This is a genomic window from Rhodopila sp. (assembly GCF_965277165.1).
Classification (GTDB): Bacteria; Pseudomonadota; Alphaproteobacteria; order Acetobacterales; family Acetobacteraceae; genus Rhodopila.
On sequence record NZ_CBDICE010000005.1, the window covers coordinates 2,241,790 to 2,263,787 of the forward strand.

Sequence of the window (21,998 nt, forward strand, 5' to 3'; positions counted from 1 at the left end):
CGGTGAAGGTCTGCCTAATTCGGCCAACTTTGCAACAGCAGGACACCATTCAGCAGCAGAACCAGCGCCGTCGCCGCCGCGGCCATGACCTGCATGGGCCGGCTGATGGCGAAGCCCGCCATCACCTGCGGCCGGCGGATCAGCACCAGCAGCGCAATCATCGGCACCGGCAGCACCAGGCTGAGCACCACCTGACTGATCACCAAAGCGTCGGTCGCGTTGACCCCGATCGCCACCACGATCACCGCCGGCACCATGGTCACCGCTCGGCGCAGCCACATCGGGATGCGGACCGCGACGAAATCTTGCATGATGACCTGGCCGGCCATGGTGCCGACGACCGAACTCGACAGTCCCGACGCCAGCAGCGAGGTCATGAAGGCGCCGGCCGCGACCACGCCCATCAGCGGCAGCAGGGTATGATAGGCGGCCTCGATCTCGCCGACATCGGCATGGCCGTTGTGGAACATGGTCGCCGCCATCGCCACCATCGCCATGTTGACCAGGCCGGCCAGGGTCAGGGCCAACAGCACCTCGGCGTTGGAGTAGCGGATCAACCGCCGCCGCTCGCTGTCCGAACGCGGGCTGACCCGATCGGTCATCATCGCCGAGTGCAGATAGATCGCGTGCGGCATCACGGTGGCGCCGACGATGCCGACCGCCAGCGTAACGCTGTCCGGTCCGGCGAGTTGTGGCACGACGCTATGGTAGAAAAACTGGCCCCATTGCGGTGGCGCGATGAACAGTTCCACCAGGTAGGCCAGGCTGATCACGCCGACAAAACCGGTGATGATTAGTTCGATCGGGCGGAAGCCGCGGCTCTGGAAGCTAAGCAGTGCCCAGGTGATGGCGAAGGTGATCAGCAGCCCGGTCAGCAACGGCAGGTGAAACAGCACACTGATGCCGATCGCCGCACCGATCGATTCCGCCAGGTCGGTGGCCATCGCCGCGACCTCGCTGGCCAGCCACATGGCGATCACCAGGGGACGCGGGAAATGCATCCTGCATAGCGCGGCAAGACTATGCCCGGAGACGATGCCGAGACGGGCGGACAGCGCCTGGAACAGCATGGCGATGATGTTGGCCAGCAGCACGACCCACAGCAGCATGTAGCCGTGCCGGGCGCCGGCCTGGATGTTGGTGGCGAAATTGCCGGGGTCCATGTAGGCGATTGAGGCGACCACCGCCGGGCCGACGAACGGCAGCAGCCCGCGCAAACCCCGGCGCCCGCCGCCGAGCGCGATCTGGCCGGCTTGTGCGGTGCGGTCGGACAGGTTCGGACGCGTCGCCGCGTGGCTCACCGACGGGTCGATCCTGCCCGGTATGAAGCTTGCGCCATATAATACGCCTTTCAACACAGAATGTAGTCTAGGCTACATTTCGAGTCGAGCAGTTTGGTGACGTTCGGCCGGAGTCAACCCTGAATTTGTTTGACCACCGTCCGTCAGCACCCCCTGGCGTCAGTAACGGGCGGGTGATCGCTGCCGGCTTTCCCGGGCCGGGAAGTGTGCTAAAGCCCCCGCCCCATGCGTCATTTCCTCGACTTTGAAAAACCCATCGCCGAACTCGAAGGCAAGATCGAGGAACTGCGGCGGATGTCGGAGCCAGACGGCATCAACATAGCCGATGAGGTGTCCCGGCTGACCTCGGTGGCCGACAAGCAGTTGCGCACCACGTATTCCCGGCTGACGCCGTGGCAGAAGACGCAAGTGGCGCGTCACCCGGATCGGCCGAAGGCGCAGGACTACATCGACGGGCTGATCACCGAGTTCACGCCGCTGGCCGGTGACCGCGCGTTCGCCGACGACGCCGCCGTGCTGGGCGGAATGGGTCGTTTGCACGGCCGTCCGGTGATGGTGCTGGGCACCGAAAAGGGCACCGATACCGAATCCCGGGTGAAGCACAACTTCGGCATGGCGCGTCCGGAAGGCTACCGCAAGGCACGCCGGCTGGTCGAGCTCGCCGGGCGGTTCGGCCTGCCGGTGCTGAGTTTCGTCGACACCTCCGGCGCGTTCCCCGGCATCGAGGCGGAAGCCCGGGGCCAGGCCGAGGCGATCGCTCGTTCGATCGAGGCGTGCCTGGAGGCGCCGGTGCCGATCATCGCCACCATCATCGGCGAGGGCGGTTCCGGCGGCGCGATCGCACTGGCCTCCGGCGACCGTATCCTGATGCTGGAGCACGCGGTGTATTCGGTGATTTCTCCCGAGGGCTGCGCCAGCATCCTGTGGCGCGACGCGGCGCAAGCGGCGCAGGCGGCGGAGGCGCTGCGGTTGACCGCCGAGGACCTGCTGCGGCTGAAGCTGATCGACCAGATCGTGGCCGAACCGCTGGGCGGGGCGCAACGCGATCGAGCCGGCACGGTTCAGTCGGTGGGTATGGCGATCGAGGACGCCCTGAGCAGCTTGAACGGGGTTGATGCCTCGTCGTTGCGAAGCCGACGCCGGGAGAAATTCCTCGGCATGGGACGCGAGGCGATCTCATAGGGTTGGCCACGCCGCGGTCGGGTACTGACGCCGCGGACGGGAGCCGCGTCCGGCCCGCGGTGGTGGCGCGTATGGCCGAAACCGCGGAATCCTGGCAAGCTTCTCCCCGGGTCACCGCAACCATTCCCCACCGGTTGCGAGTCCTTGAAGGTTTTCGGTCAGAAGCAATGCGCGAAGAAATAACAGCCTACAAACGAGAGCGCATTCTGGAAGAAGCGGTCAAGCTGTTCTATGAGCGCGGCTTCAGCGGCACCACGCTGGACGATATCGCCGGCGCGCTCGGGGTGACCAAGCCGTTCATCTACACGCATTTTCGCAGCAAGGTGGAATTGCTGGAGGCGATCTGCCGTCCGACCATCGAGATGTCGCTGGACGCGATCACGGATGCGGCCACGCAGTCCGGTCCGGCGTCGCGACGGCTGTTCGATGGGATCATTAACTTCAGCCAGGTGGTGCTGCAGCGGCAGGCCAATATCGCGGTGTATTTCCGCGAGGAAAAGCACCTGTCGGAAGCCGGCCTGGCGGAGATCAACGCGCTGCGCAAGCGGTTCGACCGGATGCTGAGCGACCTGTTGGAGGAAGGCTCCGCCGCCGGCGAGTTCGGTATCGTCGATGTCCGCCTCGCCGCCCTGGCGATCGGTGGCATGGTGAGCTGGGCCTACACCTGGTACCAACCCGGCGGACGATTGCCGATCGAGGCGGTGGGCGAGAAATTGGCGCACTTCGCCCTGCAACTGGCGGGTGGACAGTTGCCGGGAAGCGGGTCGCCTGTGCCTACTCGACCTTGAAGCCGCGCTTGACCCAGACCGCGCGCGCCGCCGGGCTCGACAGGAAGGTCAGGAAGGCGTGCGCCTGCGGCGTGTCGCCGGCTTTCACCACGGCGAACGGGTAGGTGATCGGATCGTGGCTGCTGGCGGGGAACACGCCGGCGATGGCGACCGCCTTGGAAATCGCGGCATCGGTGCTGTAGACGATGCCGGCGGGTGCCTCACCGCGCTCCACCAGCAACAGGGCGGAGCGCACATCGGGGGCGGCGGCGATCCGCGAGGAGACCTTGTCCCACAGGCCCAGCTTGCGCAGCGCCTGTTCGGCGTAGATGCCGGCGGGCACATGCGCCGGGTCGCCGGTGGACAGCCGGCCGTTCGGGCCCAGCAGCGACAACAGGTCGAAGTCGGGACCGATCTTGACGTGGACCGGATGATTGGCCGGCACGATCAACACGAGATTGTTGCCCAGCAGGTCGTGGCGCGTATCCGGCACGATCATTTTGTCTTTCGCCAGGTAGTTCATCCACTTCTCGTCGGCCGAGGCGAACACGTTGACCGGCGCACCCTGCTGGATCTGGCGCGCCAGGGTGGAGCTGGAATCGAATGACAGCCGCGGAGCCGGGTGTCCGGCCTTCACCCATAGCGCGGAGATGTCCTGCATCGCGTTGGTCAAACTGGCGGCTGCGAAGACTGTCAGGGTCTGTGCCCGGGCCTGCAACGGGGCCAGGATCAGTAGCAGGAATAGTAGAATACGCATGACGCCTCGCAAATTCAGGGGGTTATCGATCGAGTGGTGCCGGCGATCGCCAGCAGCTGGTCCTGGGTCAGGGTGCGGCCATAGACGACGGAATTGAACAGCGCCGCCAATGTCAGCGGGTCGCCGCCGCGCAGCCAGGCCAGCCCCAACAGACGGTTGATCGACGGCGGTTCCTCGACCCAGCCGAACGGCATCGACGGCGCGATATAGGCGTGACCATCGCGCACGGCTCGCAGGCCGGCCCAGGGCGCGGTGGCGAGGACCGGCTTCGCGGCCGGGTCGGCCAGGATGATGATGTCGGGGTCGAGTTGGCGGATCGCCTCGATGCTGGATGGGCGGAACGTGCCGGAGCCGTCCGGGGCGACCACCTGCCAGCCCAGGCGACGGAAGATCCCGGTCACGTCGGTGTCGGGCGCGGCAACGAGCAGTCCCTCGGCGCCGCGCGCATACAGCACGCGCGGGTGACTGTTGGCGGGGATCGGCAGCGCCAGGATTGCCTCGGCGAAGCGGGCGACGGCTTCGGCCTGAGCCGGCTGGTGCATGATCCGGCCGATGTCGCGGGCGACCCGAGGTATCTGGTCCAGGGCGCCGTCGAACAGCAGCGTCGGGATGCCGGTCTGGCTCTGGGTCTGGCGTGCCAGTTGCTGGTAGCGCGGCGATACCGTGCCGTAGTCGATAATCAGGTCGGGGTGCAGCGCCCGGATGTCGGCGGTCCTGTCCTGCTTCCCGGTCAGGCGCGGCACCGCGGGCAAGGGGTCCGCCGCTGGCGCCAGCGCGGCGCGCGAAGCTTCACCTGGCCGTTCCGGAAAGCCAAGCATTTGCGCCGGGGCGATGGCGGCGAGCAGGACCTCGGCGGGTGGGCCGGCGGGAAGCACGCGGTGTGGATTGTCGGGAATAACGACGCTGCGTCCGGTGGCGTCGGTGACCTCTGCGGCGGTTGACGGGACCGCGGCCAATGCGCACAGCAGGATAAGGGCTAGTGTCCTGCCGCAGAAGTTCGCAGTCCTTAGCGGCGGACGGATGGGATCAGCAGGCAACTGAAAACAAGGAGCGAGCGTCGCGAGACTGATGTTCGCCCGATATCGCGAATTTCGCACTAGCGACACTGGCGCCACGCGCTTCATCTCTTCAGCCTCATGCTGGCGACGGTATAGCCATCGGCACATAACGACAATGGGCGGCTCGCCGGATGGGGCAAGCACGTTGGGCTGCAAGCAGTTGATCTCCGGTGGGAGGCGTGTTTCGGTGCGCCATGGCAGCGCCGAAGACATCCTCCGCCGATCCTACGCGTTCGGCCGGGAAAAAGCCCGCGGCGGCGATCAGACCGGCGAGCCGGCTGAGCATCCGGGTGGACCTGGCCTCGGGCGCCCGCATCGGTCCTGGCAAGGTCGCGGTGCTGGAGGAAATCGCCCGGTCGGGTTCGATTTCGGCGGCGGGGCGGGCGTTGCACATTTCCTACCGGCGGACCTGGGAACTGGTCGAGGACCTGAACGCCTCGATGGGGGCGCCGGTGGTGCAAACCGCGGCCGGGGGCAGCGGCGGCGGCGGCGCCAGCCTGACCGAATTGGGGCAGGCGGTGGTCGGCCGCTATCGCGCCATCGAGCAAGATTGCGCCGAGGCGGCGCGCCGGCATCTGACGGTGCTGCAGCGTGCGGTTCGGGCGCGGCGGGGGGAGTGAGCACGACGACCGGCGGGGTTGGTCGGGTGGTTCAGCGGGGCACGCTTCACGCCGGGCAGTAAATCGGCGATATGCTGCCGCATTGTTCAGGAGACCAGAGATGAAGCTATCCGCTCGCAACCAGATCGCCGGCTCGATCCAGACCGTGAAGCCCGGGGCGACGACCACCCATGTCACGATCGAGATCGCCGGCGGGGTGACGATCACCGCCTCGATCACCAACGAGGCTGCCGAGGAACTGACGCTGAAACCGGGAATGAAGGCGTTCGCCGTGGTGAAGGCGTCGGACGTGATGGTCGGGGTCTGACCGACCGTGTCGGCTCGGCCGGCGGTGGATGTCCGCCGGCCGGAGCGTTCGGTTAAAGACCCGCCTGGGTGACGAACTTGGTGTTCAGGTAGGCCTCGATCGCTTCCGATCCGCCCTCGGACCCATAGCCTGAGTCCTTGACGCCGCCGAACGGCACCTCGGGCAGCGCCAGGCCGTGGTGGTTGATCGCCATCATGCCGGATTCGACCGCCGCGGCGATGGCGTTGGCGGTCTTGGCCGAGCGGGTATAGGCGTAGGCGGCGAGGCCGTACGGCAGCCGGTTGGCCTCGGTCACCACGTCGTCGAAGCCGCGGAACGGCGAGATCATTGCCAGCGGTCCAAACGGTTCCTCGCTCATTACGCGGGCCTCCATCGGCACATCGGTCAGCACGGTCGGTTCGAAGAAGTTGCCCTTGTTGCCGATGCGGCTGCCGCCGGTGCGAACGGTGGCGCCTTTCTGCCGTGCGTCGCCAATGAAGGCATCCATCGCGGCGATGCGCCTGGCGTTGGCCAACGGCCCCATGGTGGTGCCCGATTCGAGCCCGTCGCCGACCTTCAGCCGCTTGGTGTGGGCGATGAAGCCGGTGACGAACTGGTCGTAAACCTTTTCCTGCACCAGCATCCGGGTCGGCGACACGCAGACCTGGCCGGCGTTGCGGTACTTGGCGCCGGCCAGCAGCTTGCTGGCGGTGTCGATGTCGGCGTCGTCGAACACGATGGCCGGGGCGTGGCCGCCGAGTTCCATGGTGACCCGCTTCATGTGCGCCCCGGCGATCGCCGCCAACTGCTTGCCGACCGCGGTCGAGCCGGTGAACGACATCTTGCGGATCACCGGATGCGGAATGAGATACTCGGAAATCTCGGACGGGATGCCGTAGACCAAGTTGATCACGCCGGGCGGGACGCCGGCGTCGGCGAAGGCGCGGATCAGTTCGGCGGGTGAGGCGGGGGTTTCCTCCGGCGCCTTGACGATGATCGAACAACCGGCGGCCAGGCCGGCGGAGAGTTTGCGCACCACCTGGTTGATCGGGAAGTTCCACGGGGTGAAGGCGGCGACCGGGCCGACCGGTTCCTTGATCACCAGTTGGTAGACGCCCTCGGCACGGGCCGGAATGACGCGACCATAGGCTCGGCGAGCTTCCTCGGCGAACCAGTCGATGACGTCGGCGGCGGCGAGGGTTTCGCCCTTGGCCTCGGCCAGTGGCTTGCCCTGTTCCATGGTCATCAACTGGGCGATGGCATCGACTCGCTGGCGCAGGATGTCGGCGGCCTTGCGCATCATCTTGGAACGGTCGAAGGCGGACACCTTGCGCCATGTCCTGAAGCCCTTGTCGGCCGCCTCCAGCGCGCGATCGAGGTCGGAGGTGGCGGCATGGGGGACGCTGCCGATCCGATCACCGGTGGCCGGGCTGACCACGTCGATGGTACGGCCATTGGCCGCCGGACCCCATTGGCCGTCGATAAAGAGCGAGACGTCAGAATACATGGTTGCTGTCCTTCCGTTCGTGGCTGCCCGTTCGTCGCTGCCAGCCGACACGCATGAGGTGTAACGCCAGCGCGGATCGCCACTCCGCACATGGCAACAGCGCCGCGGGCGTTCAACCGAGCAGGAGGCGCTGTATCCGTCCCAGTATGGCGGATCGGCCCATTCCTGGCACTCTGCTACGCCGTTGCCAAGGCTTGGCGGTCCGCCGGGCGCCGCGATCGTGCGGTCTCACCAGGCCGGCCTGCTGTTCTCGGCTCAGGATTGATAAAACGCTATTTTCGTTGCGCCGACCGCACACGGGGGGCCTTGAAGATAGTTAGTAAAAATAACATATGGGAGACGGCAATCTGCCCGCCACCGTTGTTTTTCGTTGCCAATAGGATCCTCACCAGCAATGCCGATATATCGTCCCACTCCGCTCCCGGCGAACCGGGCAACCGCCACCATGCTGCCCACCGGTCAGTCGGGCCTATCCACGCCGCAGCCGCAGCCGCAGCCGACGCCGACCGTTCAACTGCCGAATCCGCCAGGCGCCGCGGTGCTGGCCCAAGGCCCGTCGGGCGGCCTGATCGTGACCTGGGCAACCCCGGCGACCGACGGCACGCACAGCGCGACCACCGGGTTCAACCTTCAGTTTTCCCCATCGGGTGCCGCAACCTGGACCATCGTGTCGGGCGTCGCCAGCCCGTATGCGCTGACCGGCGTGGCCCCGGGTGAAACCTTCGATGTGCAGATCCAGGGCTCGAACGCCGCCGGGGTCAGCGCGTGGTCGGCGACCAGCAGTCTGACGACGGCGACGGCAGTGCCGAACGCGACCGGCGCTCCGTCATTGATGCAAGGCACCGGCGGCGCCGTGACGGTGATATGGGCGTCGCCGGCGAGCGATAGCACACATAACGGCGCCACCGGGTTCAACCTGCGGTATTCCCCCTCCGGAGCCGCCGATTGGACGACCGTAGCAGGTGTCACCAGCCCCTACACGCTGAATGGCCTGGCCGCCGGTTCGGCGTTTGACATCGAGATCCAGGGGCTGAACGCCGCCGGCGTCGGCGCCTGGTCGGCCAGCAGCACATTGACGCTGACAGCGGCCGGACCGAACGCTCCGAACGCGCCGGCGATCGCCGGCGTCACGCCACCGCCGGACGGCACCACCTCGAAACTGAGCGTCGTCTGGACGGCGCCGACAACCGATTCCACGCACGGTGCCGCCATCGGATTCAACTTGCGCTACAGCCCCTCCGGCGCCGGCAATTGGACCACGGTGTCGAATGTCACCAGCCCCTATACGTTGACCGGGCTGACCGGAGGCAGCGCGATCGATGTCGAGGTGCAGGCCACCAACGCGGCGGTGAGCCCCGGCGCGTGGTCGGCCGCCGTCACCGCCACCACCTGGGGCGCCATCGTCGTGCCGGGCAACTGGACCGCCGCGGCTTCGCAGGTTCACGGCACCAGCGTGGCGCCGAACGGCGGGCTGCAACTGGACGCCACCGCCTCGCCGACCGCGGTGACCGGGGCCGCCTTCGCGTTCTCGACGAGTTCGTCGACTGTGCCGACCTCGGGCCTGGCCGCGGCTTCGGCTGACGGCCAGACCAACGGCTGGGGGCTGTATCTCAATGCGCCGGCCACGGCGGGCACGTATTATGTGTGGATGCTGGCGCAGGGCGCCGGCGGCACCACGATCGGCGCGTTGGTCACGTCCGCGATCACCGTGACCTGACGGCCGAGGGCGTGTCCACGACGGGCGCGCTCTTGTCGAGCTGATCTGGGCGGTCCGCCCAGCGCAGACAGTTTTTGGCCGCCTCGTTCGCCGCATCGCGCGGCAGACGGGGCGGCTGCCAGCCCGTTGCGCATCGTGGCGAGGCGGCTACGTTCATTATTCTTTAACCTGCCGTCGGTAGGGTTTTCCTCCGTTCTCCGGGAGAAAATTATGCGATGGCTTAACCTGCCGCTGCGCCTGATTCGCGACTTGCCGATCGGCGTCAAACTCGCGGCAACCGTGGTCGGTGCGCTTTCGCTGTTGACCGGGGTGTCGCTGTTCGCCTTCGACCGGCTGGGTTTCGTGACCAGCATGCAGGAAAATGTCGCGGCACAGTCCGCGGTGGATCACCAGGTGCAGCGCAGCCTGCTGGCGGCGCAGGAGCTTCGCGTGGTCAGCCGGGAACTGTTGATGCAGCAGACCGTCAGCGGCATCCGCAACGCGCTGCAGCGCGCCACCAAGCAAACCGAGCTGGCGGCCAGTCTGATGCACGACGTCAAGGTGGGACCGGATCAACCGCTGCTGGATGAGGCGCTGGTGCGGCTGAACGGATTGATGGGCGCGGTCGAGAAGACCGCCGATCTGCGCACCGAACTGCTGACCGTGCGCCAGAAGCGGCTGTTCCAGGCGCGACCGATGTTTGATACCTCGCTGACCACGCTGGTGAACGAGCTGGCGCGGGGCTCCGCGCTGGATGGCGGCGTCGGGTCGGTTCGTGACTCCGGCGAGCAAACCAAGGCGGATCAGCGCGATCCGACGATCGAGGCGGTCAACCGCTATCGCCTGGCGATGAGCCGGGTGCAGACCGCGGCGATGATGTTCATGGCGACGGGGTCCGGGTCGGCGGCCAACGATATACGGGAGGCGACGGCGGATGCGACCGCGGCGATGGCGGCGATCCTGACGGGCCCGGCGCCGGACGCGATCAAGGTCGACGCCCGCATGGTCGAGAGTATCGGCAAGGGCATCGGCGCCGCCTCGGTCGAACTGATCGAGATTTCGCGCCAACTGGACCAGCTCGCCGGCGTCGAGGTCGAGCAGGCCAGCCAAGCAATGGGTTCGGCGTTCGACAAGCTTGCCGAAACCGCCGCCGATCGGCAGCACGCGGCGTCCAATCAGGCGCTGGCGGCCGGTCGTCAGGCATCGAGCAACCTGCTGATGATGGTCGGGGTCATAGCGTTGCTGATGGCTGCTCTGGGGGTGGTCGTCACCCGTTCGCTGGCCGGCCCGATTCGCCACCTGACCCGCATCGTGCAGGCAATCGCCGGGGGGCGGACCGATCAGACCGTGCCCTATACCGCCTGGCGCGACGAGATCGGTCGCATGGCGGGGTCGGTGGAGACGCTGCGGACAGTGATGCGCCAGTCGTTCATCCAGAACCAGATGATCGAGCAGTTGCCGGTCGGCGTGATGACCGCCGAACCGTCGGGCGATTTCCGCATCACCTATCTGAACGCCGAGGCGCGGACCATCCTGCAGACCGCGCCGGACACGATCAGCGTTGCGGTGGACGAACTGGTGGGGCAGCCGATCGACGTGTTCCATGCGGACTCGCGGCTGCGGGGCGGCCTGATCGGCGATCCGGCCAATCTGCCGTTTTCCGCGCGAATCATCCTGGGGACGGAAACGCTCGATTTGCGGGTCAGCGCGATCGCCGATCGCGACGGTGCGTATGCCGGGCCGTTGATGACCTGGCGGCGGGCGACGGCCCAGGCGCGTCTGGTGGCGCAGTTCGAGCAGAGCGTCGGCGGCATCGCTCGTTCCGTCGGTGAGTCCGCGGATGGCATGCGCCAGGCCGCTTCGGTGATGCGGGAGAGCGCGGTGGCCGCCGGCGAGCGCACGCTGGCTGTGTCCGCCGCCTCGGACCAGGCATCGCGCAGCGTCAATACTGCCGCGGCAGGCGCCGAGGAAGTCGCGGCCTCGGTGGCCGAGATCGGGCGCCAGGTCGCTGAATCGGCGCAGATCGCCAGCCAGGCGGTTGCCGACACCCAGGCGACCGACGCCAGCGTGGGCAGCCTGAGCGAGGCGGCCGACCGGATCAGCACCGTGGTCCGACTGATCGGCGATATTGCCTCGCGCACCAACCTGTTGGCGTTGAACGCAACCATCGAGGCGGCTCGCGCCGGCGAGGCCGGCAAAGGGTTCGCGGTGGTGGCGGGCGAGGTGAAAAACCTGGCGATGCAGACCGCCAAGGCGACGCAGGAGATCGGCGGCCAGATCGCGGCCATGCAGCAGGCCACCGGACAGGCGGTGACGGCGCTGCGATCGATCAGCGGCACGATCCAGCGGATGAACGAGATCGCCTCGGTGATCGCGGGGTCGGTCGAGATGCAGGGCGAGGCGACGCAATCGATCGCCCAGGCGGTGCAACACGCCGCCGCCGGTACCGCCGAGGTCAACAGCAACATTACCGCGGTGTCCGATGTGGTGACCGAAACCGGCAGCCGCGCCGGCGGCGTTCTGGAGGCGGCAACCGCGATGACAGAGCACGCGTCGGTGTTGAAGCAGGAGGTGGCGCGGTTCCTGGTGGCGGTGCAGCAGGCGGCGTGAGCGCGGCGTCGGACCGCCCCACATCGCCGAGGGCCGTGCCGGTTACTCGGCGGCGGCGGTATCGGCCGGCGAGGTCGAACGGGCACGCTCGGCGATACGCGCCGACTTGCCGCTGCGGCCGCGCAGGTAATACAGCTTGGCGCGACGCACATCGCCTCGGCGCACCACCATGATCTCGGCGATGGTCGGGGCGTAGAGCGGGAACACGCGCTCCACGCCCTCGCCATAGCTGATCTTGCGCACGGTGAAGTTGCTGTTCAGGCCCTTGTTGGAGCGGGCGATGCAGACGCCCTCGAAGGCCTGGGTGCGGCTGCGTTCGCCTTCGACGACCTTGACCGATACCCGCAGCGTGTCGCCCGGGATGAAGGTGGGGACCGAGCGGGCGGTGCTCAGGCGCTTGATCTGCTCCGCCTCGAGCTGCTGGATGATGTTCATGGGCTTGTCCTCTGTCTTGCTATGGAGCCGCGGCCGGAGTCGAAATATTGGGGGTCGAAAGATCGGGGGCCGAAAGATCGGGGCGGCGGTCGCGGGTGATGCGTTCCGCCTCCGCCCGCCGCCAAGCGGCGACCGCGGCGTGATGGCCGGACAGCAGCACCTCGGGCACGCGGCGCCCCTGCCAGTCGGCCGGTCGGGTATATTGTGGGTATTCCAGCAAGCCCGCGGAGAAGCTTTCATCCAGCGCGCTTTCGGCGGCGCCGATCACGCCCGGCAGCAGTCGCACGACGCTGTCCAGCAGCACCAGGGCCGCGAGTTCACCGCCGGACAGCACGTAGTCGCCGATGCTGATTTCATCCATCGTGCGGGCCTCGATGACGCGCTGATCGACGCCTTCGTAGCGGCCGCACAGCAGGATCACGCCGGGCGCGGCGGCGAACCGTCGGGCATCGGCCTGGGTCAGTCGACGGCCGCGCGGGGTCAGGCAGAGCACCGGCCGGCCATCGGCCACCGCGTGGACCGCCGCATCGACGATGTCGGGACGCAGCACCATGCCGGGTCCGCCGCCGAACGGGGTGTCGTCCACGGTGCGATGACGATCGGCGGCGAAATCGCGGATGTTGGTCACGTCCAGCGACCAGAGCCCGGCTTGCAGCGCGCGGCCCGCCAGCGACTGGCCGAGCGGGCCTGGGAACATGGCGGGAAACAGGGTCAGGACAGAGGCGGCCCAGGTCATGACGCTGGTTCCGTGGCCTGGGGGATCAGCCGCCGGTCCGGGTCAGCGCGGACGAAAGTTTCCGCACCGGCAGCGGCGGCACGTTCCGCGTCCTCCGGAGCGACGGATTCCGCGTCCTTCGGAGCGACAGATCCCGCGTCCTCCGGAACGACACCCTCATCGGGCGCCACCACCACCACCCGGGCGGCGGCCGTGTCCACAACCGGAACGCATGCGGCGGTGAACGGGATCAGCAAGGGACCCCCGGCGTGCCGCTCGATTTCCAGGCTGGCGCCCGCGCCGTAGTCATGCACGACGGATATCCTGCCGATCGGGGTGCCTGCCGGGTCCACCGCGGCCAGCCCGATCAGGTCGGCCAGATACCATTCCTCCGGCGCCGCCGTCGGCAAGGCGGAGCGGTCGATGAACAGCCGGGTGTTGGTAAGTTTCCCGGCCGCGTCGCGGTCGGTCAGCCGGATCGCGACGCCGTCAACCACGCGGCATACCTCGGCGACGCCGGCGGCCTTCCAGCGCAGCGTGTAGCCGCGGCCCTCGGCATCCGATAACGGTCCGTAGGCGGTCAGGTCGGCCGGATCGGCGGTGTGGCTGGTGACCTTGACCAGCCCGCGCACGCCGTGCGGCCGTCCGATCACGCCCAACTGGACGCGCCGCGCTGGAAAAAGAGTTTCAGGCACCGTTCACCTTCACGCGGCGGTGGCGGCCGCGGCGGCCTTGGCACGCTCTTGCGCCTTCTTCTTCGGCGCCGATTGCTGCGGCTGGTCATTCCATTGCGGCATCGGCGCCAGCCCGGCCTTGCCGAGGAATTTTGCAACCCGCTCGGTCGCCACCGCGCCGCTTTCCAGCCAATGGGTTACCCGCTCCGACTGGATGCGCACCCGGTCCTCGTGCTCCGCCGGCAGCATCGGGTTGTAGCTGCCGAGCCGCTCAATGAAGCGACCGTCGCGCGGGCTGCGGCTGTCGGCGATGACGATGTGGTAGTACGGGCGCTTCTTGGCGCCGGCGCGGGCGAGGCGAATCTTCAGACCCATGGTGCGGTGTCTCCTGGTGATTAGAACGGTCGGCGATGTTGTGGCGCCGCGCCCTTCGGCATCAGCGCGCCGAGGCCGTGGCGCATCAGCCCCTTCTGCCCCAGCTTGCCCATCTTCTTCATCATCGCCGACATCTCGTCGAACTGCTTCAGCAGCCGGTTGATCTCCTGGACCGACGTGCCGGACCCGGCGGCGATGCGTTTCTTGCGGTTGGCCTTGATGATGTCGGGGGCGCGGCGTTCCTTCGGCGTCATTGACGAGATGATCGCCGCCTGGCGTTTGAACACCTTGGTGTCGAGGTCGGCGCCCTCTATCTGCTGCTTGATCTTGCCGGCGCCGGGCAGCATCCCAAGAATGCCGGAAAGGCTGCCCATCTTGCCGATCTGCTTGAGCTGGCTGGCGTAGTCTTCCAGGTCGAATTTCCCCCGCATCATCTTGGATGCGAGCTTTTCCGCCTCGGCCTGGTCTATCGTTTCGGACGCGCGTTCAACCAGCCCGACGATGTCGCCCATGCCCAGAATGCGGCCGGCGACGCGTTCGGGATGAAAGTCCTCCAGCGCGTCCTGTTTTTCGCCGACGCCGATCAGCTTGATCGGGGCACCGGTTATGGCGCGCATTGACAGTGCCGCCCCGCCGCGGGCGTCGCCATCCATCCGGGTCAGCACGATGCCGGTGATCGACAGCGCCTCGTTGAACGCTTTCGCCGTGTTGACCGCGTCCTGGCCGGTCATCGCATCGACCACCAGCAAGGTCTCGGCGGGGTTGGTGGCGGCGCGCACGGTGCGCACCTCGTCCATCAGTTCCTGATCGATCGACAGCCGGCCGGCGGTGTCGAGGATGACCACGTCGAAGCCCTCGCGCCGACCCACATCCATCGCGCGGTGGGCGATCTGCACCGGGGTCTGGCCGGCAACGATCGGCAGGCTGGGAACGCCGGCTTGGTCGGCGAGTTGGGCCAGCTGCAACTGCGCGGCGGGGCGCTGGGTGTCGAGGCTGGCCAGCAGCACCCGGCGGCGCAGGCGATCCTTGATCCGCAGCGCGATCTTGCCCGATGTCGTGGTCTTGCCCGACCCTTGCAGCCCGACCATCAGGATCGGCACCGGCGCGGCGGCATTGAGGTTGATCGGCACCGCGCCCTCGCCGCCCAGCGCCTCGATCATCACGTCGTTGACGATCTTGACCACTTGCTGGCCGGGGGTGACCGAGGTCAGCACCTCGGCGCCAACGGCGCGCTCGCGCACCTTGGCGATGAAGTCGCGCACCACCGGAAGCGCGACGTCGGCGTCCAGCAGCGCCAGGCGTACCTCGCGCAGCGCCTCGGTGACGTCGGCCTCGTTCAGCGATCCGCGGCTGCGGAGCCGGTCGAAAACCCCTGACAGCTTGTCCGAAAGTGCATCGAACACAGATGGTAATTCCCCAAACGATCAAGCGCCGCTGCGCGAACCCTCGCGGAGCGGCGTAGCCCCCGCCTCAGGCGAGGACCGGGTGACGGATCGACCCGGAGTACGGGCTTATGGAGGGGGGTGGGGCGGAAGTCAATCTTGGCGCGGTCAATTAATAGGATATATATCAAGTATATCCCGAAGGTGGAGAGATGACCAGAACCAGGCTGTTTCAGAGCAACCGGTCACAGGCTGTGCGCCTGCCCAAGGACGTTGCCTTTCCGGTAGGTGTTCAGGAGGTCACCATTTTTCGCGATGGTCTGCGTCGAGTGGTCGCTCCGGCGAATGCCGTGTGGGATGACTTCTTTGAACAACCCGGCACGGACATCGAGGACAGAGCGCAGCCGTCGCATCAGGAACGCGAACTGTTCTGATGCTGCGGAATATGCTCGACACCAACCTGTGCATACGTTTGCTGCGGGATCGGCCTGCAAGTCTGCGTCCCCGGTTCAACGCCGAGGCGGAGACGCTGTGCATCTCGACTATCACGCTGACCGAGTTGCTGCATGGGGCTGCACGCTCGGCCAGACCTGTGGTGAATCGCCGCGAGGTCGAACGCATGGCTGCGCGGCTGGCGGTGCTGGATTTTGACAGCGCGGCGGCGGGGCATTCGGCCGAGATCAACGCCGAGCTCGGTCAGAGAGGGGAACTGATCGGCCCATACGACATCCTCATCGCGGGCCACGCGCGTAGTCAGGGACTGAAGGTGATCACGGCCAACCTGAGGGAGTTTCGCCGCGTGGCCGGCCTCCGATCGGAAGATTGGCTCGGGTAACCAGGGTTCGTTGGATAGATGGTGGTTGGCGCGATCCGCCCACTTGATGCGCTTTCGCCGATGGGTGCTGCTCAACTTCTGTTGTCCCGGTTGTGCTAGTGTGAGGTGATGACCTATAGCCCCGCAACTGACCCGGTGCTGTTCCGCTTTCGGCGTGAACTGGACGCGGTCTATGGCGATGACATAGATCGATCGGGTGGTGCTATTCGGCTCCCGCGCACGCAACCGCTGGAGACAGGACTCCAATTACGATGTCGCGGTTTTTCTTAAACATCCGGGTGATCTTTGGGATGACCTCGACAAGCTGGCGCGGATAATGACCGACATCCTCGATGACACCGGCGCGCTGATCCCAGCCAAGCCGTTCGCAACGCGCCTCTACCGTGAGCGGTCGCCGCTGATGCAGGAGATCCGTGCTGACGGGATTGAGTTTTGACGCCTGAAGCCGAGCGGTTCCTTGATAAGGCGCGTCAATGCCTAGCCCTAGCCGACGCTCGACGTAAGCAAACCATGCCGCAGCAGCGCCAACAACCAGGTTCGGGATCGCCTGAGATAAAGCCTCGCGCCCGGCGACCTGCTCGTTTCTTCCTCACCGTTGTGCGCTTTTCAATAATTATGCACCATCAAAATAAACGGGGAAACGGAAACCGCGCAGTTATATAATTTGGCGTTATGCGGCACACGACATGTGGCCGCCCGACTTGACGGAACTCTGCGTTATGCGGTCGCCGCGCCTGACTTGTCATAAATTGGCGTTATGCGGCACACGGAAACCGAACTTATCATAACCGATCGTTAGTCAGTCTGGCCAACTACGGTTCAAGTAACTCCGCTTTGCGAACACGCGCGCCCATAGCCCACAAACCAAGACTCCGAACCCGCACAGCCCCGTCAGGGCGAGGGATCTTAAAGGGCCATCCCAAGCGAGTTCAACTGGCCTCGTGGTGTTCCAGATCTCAAAAGCGGACAGCACGACCAGAATCACCGAGCATAGAAGTGCTTTGAGGACATCGTCCCTGAGCGGCTGCTCAGGCCGGATGAACAGATGAACCACCCCCTCACGCAGCGCGTCGCCGACTAAGCTGCCACTATTGGGGTGTTGCTGTCTTTGCCTTATGGCGGGTGGGCGCAGCGGCCTCGCTTGAGCGATGATCCAGCCAATAATGATAGGAATGCCCGTTACCAGCGTGACGACCGTGCCAAGCGAATTTAACCAGTCCGGCAGCATTCTGACCTACTGAATGAATGAGCAGCTTACGCTCCAAATTTTAATGCCGTCGATCTGTTGCAACTTAGTAGTCATTTTCAGGTGAGTTTGGTCTCCCGGTTCCAGGTTATTGATTGAGCCAGAAACATAGTCGGCTTTGTTGTTGTTTCGGCCTAAATATAGGTTAAAGGAAAAGCCTGCATATTGGAGTTTATATTGATCATTATTTTGAATAACCGCATCGAGAACCAAGGTTTTGCCAGCCTGTGCCCACTCTTCATTGTAAGCTACTACGTCTAAGTGCTTGCATTTCTCGGGCACTGACTGTGCCAGCGCGACGCTTGGTATCAGGGCGACAACAGCGACGAGCTTGCATGTCATTAAACAAACTATCCAACTGGGGGTTGCCACATTGGTCTGCATCGCTGGGTTTTTCAAGAGTATGCCCCAAGGCCTTGCGAAATTTGTCCCTGTTAGGTTGCGTCCCACAAAGCGTATCGGGACGAAAACTTGCCCCTGTAAAATCAGACCCTTAAGAATCCCGAAATCCTGTCTCGTGATTGAGAGAGGCAACAGAGGGATTCCCAATGGCCGATCAACCAAACGTGCCGCCGCATCTAGCGGAGCAGATCGACAGACTTTTCCTCGCGTTAAAATCAATGCCGGAACTTTTACAAACCGGGCGTGCCTATGGGGTGACCGTGGGTCTGTCCCCTGCCCTTGCGCAGCAGATGACTTCTGTGCACGGCGAGGAAGCATCCGCTGTCATTCTCAATACGTGACGCGTTGACCCGTCCAAGCCTCGGACTTGCTAATCTACGAAATTCAAGAAATCCGCAGCACGTAATGGCTACATGAAAAGCAGGGCGAATAGCTTTTTCGCAGCAGTCTTTGCTAGTTCACCGACAACGGCTTTAGCACATTCCTTCGTGATGAAGGCTAAGGCGGGCCAAATCGTATTTCTTAGGGCCGCAATGCGAACTTGGGTAGCCCCAAGTAAGGTTTTGCCAGCTTGAATCTCAACGAGCAATCGGTCGCGGACATCAGCGTGAAGCCCAATAGAATTGGAGGAACGAAGCTCGTGACTAACGGCATCAATGGCCTTAATTGCGTCCTTAAATTCGCGACTATTATGCCCTATCTTAGCAATTTCGCTCGGATAATCATGGTCTGTTAGATCAAACAATAGTTCATAATCGAGCTCCTCAAATGTCATGTGGACGACAGAAAAAGGCATCTCCACCCTCGCCCAATCTGCACTCTGTGAAAGTCCATTAGGTGTTATAATAAGTAGTCCGCTTTCTTTGGAGTTTCCGAATGCATCTTTAAATCTCGATACGGTTGAATTGAACTTGTGCCGAGATAATTCACCTTTGATATTTGCCGATACCTCCACTGCCCATAGTTTTCTTCTGCCGTGAATAGCGCCTTCAAATTCGGCATCGAACTCATGCCGATTTCGTATTGTCCTCTCTCGCAAATTGGGAAACCTAGACCGAAGCTTCTCGATCACGGCTCTCTCGAATTCCCGAGGTGGGACAGATGGCGTCTTAGCCGCAGGAATGGCCATAGAACCTCAAAATCGGATAAGGCGCAGTCAGCGATTTAAGAATAGAATACACCCGGTGACGCTGGTCGTCACTGGAGCAGCGTTCGGCACCACGGCGATGCGTGCGAAAATCAAAAGTTTTGCACCGCTTGACTGTGACAGCAGAATCAACAGTGTGCGCGGTGCATAAGTTTGGTGCGAATGTGCGCTCGTAGGTGGAGCCTCTGGCGCCAAGGGCCGGCTCGAGAGGCCGAGGTAGAATCAAGAATGGGCGATCCGCTGCCGCTCTGGGTTCGGCTCGCGATCATGCCCGAGGGGGCGGCGTCGCATGCCTGCCCCCCAAACCTACGCCGCCTCGGCCAACTGCCCATTGATCACCAGCCCATCCGGCGCCGCTGACACCCGCACCGTCCCCCCTTCCTTGATCGCACCCTCCAGGATCAGCCCGGCCAGCGGGTTCTGCAACGACCGCTGGATCACCCGCCGTAACGGCCGCGCGCCATAGGTGCTGTCATACCCCTCGGCGGCGAGCCAATCCAGCGCGCCGCGGTCGAGGTCGATGCCGATCTTGCGGTCGGCCAGCAGCTTGCGCAGCCCCGCCAACTGGATCTCCACGATCGAAGCCATGTCGGCGCGCTGCAGCCGCCGGAACAGCACGATCTCGTCCAGCCGGTTGAGGAACTCCGGGCGGAAATGCTGGCGGACGACGCCCATCACCTCGCCCTGCACCATCTCGGTCGGTTCACCTTCCTTCTGCTGCGCCAGGATGTCACTGCCGAGGTTGGAGGTCAGCACGATGATGGTGTTCTTGAAGTCCACCGTGCGGCCCTGGCCGTCGGTCAGCCGGCCATCGTCCAGCACCTGCAGCAGGATGTTGAAGACATCCTCGTGCGCCTTCTCGACCTCATCGAACAGGATCACCTGATAGGGCCGCCGCCGCACCGCCTCGGTCAGCACGCCGCCCTCGTCGTAGCCGACATAGCCCGGCGGCGCGCCGACCAGGCGGGACACCGCGTGCTTCTCCATGAACTCGCTCATGTCGATGCGCACCATCGCTTTGTCGTCGTCGAACAGGAACGACGCCAACGCCTTGGTCAGTTCAGTCTTGCCGACACCGGTTGGCCCCAGGAACAGGAAGCTGCCGATCGGGCGGTCCGGGTCCTGCAGACCGGCGCGCGCTCGGCGCACCGCGTTGGCGACGGCCTTCAACGCGTCTTCCTGGCCGATCACCCGCTTGCGCAAATCATCTTCCATGCGCAGCAGCTTGGCGCGCTCGCCCTCCAGCATCTTGTCGACCGGCACGCCGGTCCAGCGCGACACCACATGGGCGATGCTTTCGGGGGTCACCGCCTCGTTCACCAGCTTGCCGTCGGAGGATTTCTGCAACTGCCGCTCGATGTCGGGGATCACGCCGTATTTCAGCTCCGACGCGCGCCCCAGATCGCCGCGGCGTTGCGCCACCTCGACCTCGGATCGCGCCTGGTCCAGCCGCTCCTTCAGCTTCTGGGTCTCTTGCACCTGGTCCTTCTCGTTCTTCCAGGCGGCGGTCAGGGCGTTGGAACGGTCTTCCAGATCGGCCAGCTCCTTCTCCAGCCTGGTCAGCCGGTCCTTCGAGGCGGCATCGCTCTCTTTCTTCAGCGCCTCGCGCTCGATCTTCAACTGGATGACGCGGCGATCGAGTTCGTCCAGCGCCTCGGGTTTGCTGTCCACCTGCATGCGTAGCCGGCTGGAGGCCTCGTCGATCAGGTCGATCGCCTTGTCGGGCAGGAAGCGGTCGGTGATATAGCGTTTCGACAGCGTCGCCGCCGAAACCAGCGCCGCATCGGCGATGCGCACGCCGTGATGCAGTTCGTACTTCTCCTTGATGCCGCGCAGGATGCTGATGGTGTCCTCGACGCTTGGTTCGCCGACGAATACCGGCTGGAAGCGACGAGCCAGCGCGGCGTCCTTCTCCACGTGCTTGCGGTATTCCGACAGCGTGGTGGCGCCGATGCAGTGCAACGTGCCGCGCGCCAGCTCCGGCTTGATCAGGTTGGAGGCGTCCATCGCCCCATCCGCCCGGCCGGCGCCGATCAGCGTGTGCATCTCGTCGATGAACAGAACGACCTGACCCTGGGCGTCCTCGATCTCCTTCAGGACGGCCTTCAACCGTTCCTCGAATTCACCGCGATATTTCGAACCGGCGACCATCGCCCCGAGGTCGAGCGACAACAGCTGCTTGCCCTTCAGCGCCTCCGGCACGTCGCCGTTGACGATGCGCAGCGCCAGGCCCTCGACGATGGCGGTCTTGCCGACGCCGGGTTCGCCGATCAGCACCGGATTGTTCTTGGTGCGACGAGCCAGCACCTGGATGGTGCGCCGGATCTCCTCGTCGCGGCCGATCACCGGATCGAGCTTGCCTTCGCGGGCCACGGCGGTGACGTCGCGGGCGTATTTCTTCAGTGCGTCGAAGTTGGATTCCGCGTTCGGGCTGGTGACGCGGCGCCCCTTGCGGACGTCATTGACCGCCTTGTCCAAGGCCTGCGGGGTGATGCCCCCGGCCTTCAGCGCGCGCCCGGCGGCGGTGTTTGACCCGGCCAGCGCCACCAGCAGGCGGTCCTGGGCAACGTATTCGTCCCCGGCGCGGGTCGAGGCCTGCTGCGCGGCATCCAGGACGCGTACCAGTTCCGGGGTCAGTTGCGGCTGGCCGGCGCCTCCGCCGCTGACTTTCGGCTGACGCGCAACCTCGACGTCGTTGGCCGCGGCGGCGGCTTTCGCGTCGCCACCGGCGGCCCGGATCAACCCGGCCGCGGCGCCTTCTTCATCATCGAGCAGTGCCTTCAGCAGATGTTCGGCGGTAATCCGCTGATGGAACTCGCGGATCGCAATCGTGCTGGCTGCCTGCAGAAATCCTTGGCAGCGTTCGGTGAATTTCTGAATATCCATGACATGTCCCTAACATCAGGCGACAGCCCGTCCACGCCCCTTCATAGCAGGCGACATGGGCAGGCATTGTCGAAAAAGTGGGGCGGCGCGAACTGGCGCTCAAGGGGGGAGTAATCC

At 65.0% G+C, this 21,998-nt stretch carries 21 protein-coding genes and 1 pseudogene; 10 read left to right on the top strand and 12 right to left on the bottom strand.

The window, feature by feature from the left end:
• Positions 1-14 precede the first annotated feature (14 nt).
• Positions 15-1,301 carry an Nramp family divalent metal transporter gene (locus ACQY4Y_RS11065; RefSeq protein WP_428490601.1) on the bottom strand — a complete coding sequence of 429 codons (1,287 nt, stop codon included), beginning with the start codon at positions 1,299-1,301 and terminating at the stop codon, positions 15-17.
• 225 nt (positions 1,302-1,526) lie between these two features.
• Here ACQY4Y_RS11065 and ACQY4Y_RS11070 point away from each other — a divergent pair, with 225 nt between their 5' ends.
• Together ACQY4Y_RS11070 and ACQY4Y_RS11075 are read left to right on the top strand one after the other, a co-directional pair.
• Positions 1,527-2,483, top strand: a complete 957-nt coding sequence (locus ACQY4Y_RS11070; protein WP_428490602.1) for an acetyl-CoA carboxylase carboxyltransferase subunit alpha — start codon at positions 1,527-1,529, stop codon at positions 2,481-2,483.
• 167 nt (positions 2,484-2,650) lie between these two features.
• Positions 2,651-3,271: a TetR/AcrR family transcriptional regulator gene (locus ACQY4Y_RS11075; protein WP_428490603.1), complete on the top strand. Its 621-nt coding sequence runs from the start codon at positions 2,651-2,653 to the stop codon at positions 3,269-3,271.
• On the opposite strand, the gene modA is transcribed toward ACQY4Y_RS11075, so the two are convergent.
• Together modA and ACQY4Y_RS11085 are read right to left on the bottom strand one after the other, a co-directional pair.
• Positions 3,258-4,007, bottom strand: a complete 750-nt coding sequence (modA, locus tag ACQY4Y_RS11080; protein ID WP_428490604.1) for a molybdate ABC transporter substrate-binding protein — start codon at positions 4,005-4,007, stop codon at positions 3,258-3,260. The genes ACQY4Y_RS11075 and modA overlap by 14 nt on opposite strands.
• Before the next feature lie 14 nt (positions 4,008-4,021).
• Positions 4,022-4,963 (bottom strand): ABC transporter substrate-binding protein, encoded by a 942-nt coding sequence (locus ACQY4Y_RS11085; RefSeq protein ID WP_428490605.1) that lies wholly within the window; start codon positions 4,961-4,963, stop codon positions 4,022-4,024.
• 296 nt (positions 4,964-5,259) lie between these two features.
• Between ACQY4Y_RS11085 and ACQY4Y_RS11090 the strand changes: the two genes are divergently transcribed.
• Both ACQY4Y_RS11090 and ACQY4Y_RS11095 read left to right on the top strand, forming a co-directional pair.
• The gene (locus ACQY4Y_RS11090; protein ID WP_428490606.1) at positions 5,260-5,685 is read left to right on the top strand and encodes a winged helix-turn-helix domain-containing protein; all 426 of its coding nucleotides are present in this window, start codon (positions 5,260-5,262) and stop codon (positions 5,683-5,685) included.
• 100 nt (positions 5,686-5,785) lie between these two features.
• Positions 5,786-5,992 (top strand): TOBE domain-containing protein, encoded by a 207-nt coding sequence (locus ACQY4Y_RS11095; protein WP_428490607.1) that lies wholly within the window; start codon positions 5,786-5,788, stop codon positions 5,990-5,992.
• Positions 5,993-6,044: 52 nt separating this feature from the next.
• Here ACQY4Y_RS11095 and ACQY4Y_RS11100 read toward each other — a convergent pair whose 3' ends face one another.
• A complete protein-coding gene (locus tag ACQY4Y_RS11100; protein ID WP_428490608.1) occupies positions 6,045-7,478 on the bottom strand; it encodes an NAD-dependent succinate-semialdehyde dehydrogenase in 1,434 nt (477 codons plus the stop codon).
• Positions 7,479-7,872: 394 nt separating this feature from the next.
• On the opposite strand from ACQY4Y_RS11100, the gene ACQY4Y_RS11105 reads away from it, so the two are divergent.
• Both ACQY4Y_RS11105 and ACQY4Y_RS11110 read left to right on the top strand, forming a co-directional pair.
• On the top strand, positions 7,873-9,195 hold the full coding sequence (locus ACQY4Y_RS11105) for a fibronectin type III domain-containing protein (protein WP_428490609.1): 1,323 nt from the start codon (positions 7,873-7,875) through the stop codon (positions 9,193-9,195).
• Between the two features lie 210 nt (positions 9,196-9,405).
• Positions 9,406-11,784, top strand: a complete 2,379-nt coding sequence (locus ACQY4Y_RS11110) for a methyl-accepting chemotaxis protein (protein WP_428490610.1) — start codon at positions 9,406-9,408, stop codon at positions 11,782-11,784.
• A 42-nt stretch (positions 11,785-11,826) separates the two neighbouring features.
• Here ACQY4Y_RS11110 and rplS read toward each other — a convergent pair whose 3' ends face one another.
• The 5 genes and pseudogenes from rplS to ffh form a co-directional block, all read right to left on the bottom strand.
• The gene (rplS, locus tag ACQY4Y_RS11115; protein ID WP_428490611.1) at positions 11,827-12,219 is read right to left on the bottom strand and encodes a 50S ribosomal protein L19; all 393 of its coding nucleotides are present in this window, start codon (positions 12,217-12,219) and stop codon (positions 11,827-11,829) included.
• 19 nt (positions 12,220-12,238) lie between these two features.
• Positions 12,239-12,955 (bottom strand): tRNA (guanosine(37)-N1)-methyltransferase TrmD, encoded by a 717-nt coding sequence (gene trmD / locus ACQY4Y_RS11120; RefSeq protein ID WP_428490612.1) that lies wholly within the window; start codon positions 12,953-12,955, stop codon positions 12,239-12,241.
• A gap of 155 nt (positions 12,956-13,110) precedes the next feature.
• A pseudogene (rimM, locus tag ACQY4Y_RS11125) lies at positions 13,111-13,629 on the bottom strand (ribosome maturation factor RimM); the annotation flags it as partial.
• Between the two features lie 9 nt (positions 13,630-13,638).
• A complete protein-coding gene (gene rpsP / locus ACQY4Y_RS11130) occupies positions 13,639-13,983 on the bottom strand; it encodes a 30S ribosomal protein S16 (protein ID WP_428490613.1) in 345 nt (114 codons plus the stop codon).
• Between the two features lie 20 nt (positions 13,984-14,003).
• Positions 14,004-15,386, bottom strand: coding sequence for a signal recognition particle protein (ffh, locus tag ACQY4Y_RS11135; protein WP_428490614.1), 1,383 nt, complete (start codon positions 15,384-15,386; stop codon positions 14,004-14,006).
• Between the two features lie 191 nt (positions 15,387-15,577).
• Here ffh and vapB point away from each other — a divergent pair, with 191 nt between their 5' ends.
• The 3 genes from vapB (at position 15,578) to ACQY4Y_RS11150 (ending at position 16,636) form a co-directional block, all read left to right on the top strand.
• A complete protein-coding gene (gene vapB / locus ACQY4Y_RS11140; protein WP_428490615.1) occupies positions 15,578-15,799 on the top strand; it encodes a type II toxin-antitoxin system VapB family antitoxin in 222 nt (73 codons plus the stop codon).
• On the top strand, positions 15,799-16,200 hold the full coding sequence (gene vapC / locus ACQY4Y_RS11145) for a tRNA(fMet)-specific endonuclease VapC (protein ID WP_428490616.1): 402 nt from the start codon (positions 15,799-15,801) through the stop codon (positions 16,198-16,200). The genes vapB and vapC overlap by 1 nt, the downstream gene beginning before the upstream one ends.
• Before the next feature lie 199 nt (positions 16,201-16,399).
• The gene (locus tag ACQY4Y_RS11150) at positions 16,400-16,636 is read left to right on the top strand and encodes a nucleotidyltransferase domain-containing protein (RefSeq protein ID WP_428490617.1); all 237 of its coding nucleotides are present in this window, start codon (positions 16,400-16,402) and stop codon (positions 16,634-16,636) included.
• 798 nt (positions 16,637-17,434) lie between these two features.
• Here the strand turns inward: ACQY4Y_RS11150 and ACQY4Y_RS11155 are convergent.
• Positions 17,435-17,830 (bottom strand): hypothetical protein, encoded by a 396-nt coding sequence (locus tag ACQY4Y_RS11155; RefSeq protein WP_428490618.1) that lies wholly within the window; start codon positions 17,828-17,830, stop codon positions 17,435-17,437.
• Positions 17,831-17,994: 164 nt separating this feature from the next.
• Here ACQY4Y_RS11155 and ACQY4Y_RS11160 point away from each other — a divergent pair, with 164 nt between their 5' ends.
• Positions 17,995-18,189, top strand: coding sequence for a hypothetical protein (locus ACQY4Y_RS11160; protein ID WP_428490619.1), 195 nt, complete (start codon positions 17,995-17,997; stop codon positions 18,187-18,189).
• A gap of 68 nt (positions 18,190-18,257) precedes the next feature.
• On the opposite strand, the gene ACQY4Y_RS11165 is transcribed toward ACQY4Y_RS11160, so the two are convergent.
• Both ACQY4Y_RS11165 and clpB read right to left on the bottom strand, forming a co-directional pair.
• The gene (locus tag ACQY4Y_RS11165) at positions 18,258-18,920 is read right to left on the bottom strand and encodes a hypothetical protein (protein WP_428490620.1); all 663 of its coding nucleotides are present in this window, start codon (positions 18,918-18,920) and stop codon (positions 18,258-18,260) included.
• A 381-nt stretch (positions 18,921-19,301) separates the two neighbouring features.
• Complete coding sequence (gene clpB, locus ACQY4Y_RS11170; protein ID WP_428490621.1) at positions 19,302-21,881, bottom strand: ATP-dependent chaperone ClpB; 2,580 nt, start codon at positions 21,879-21,881, stop codon at positions 19,302-19,304.
• Positions 21,882-21,998 lie beyond the last annotated feature (117 nt).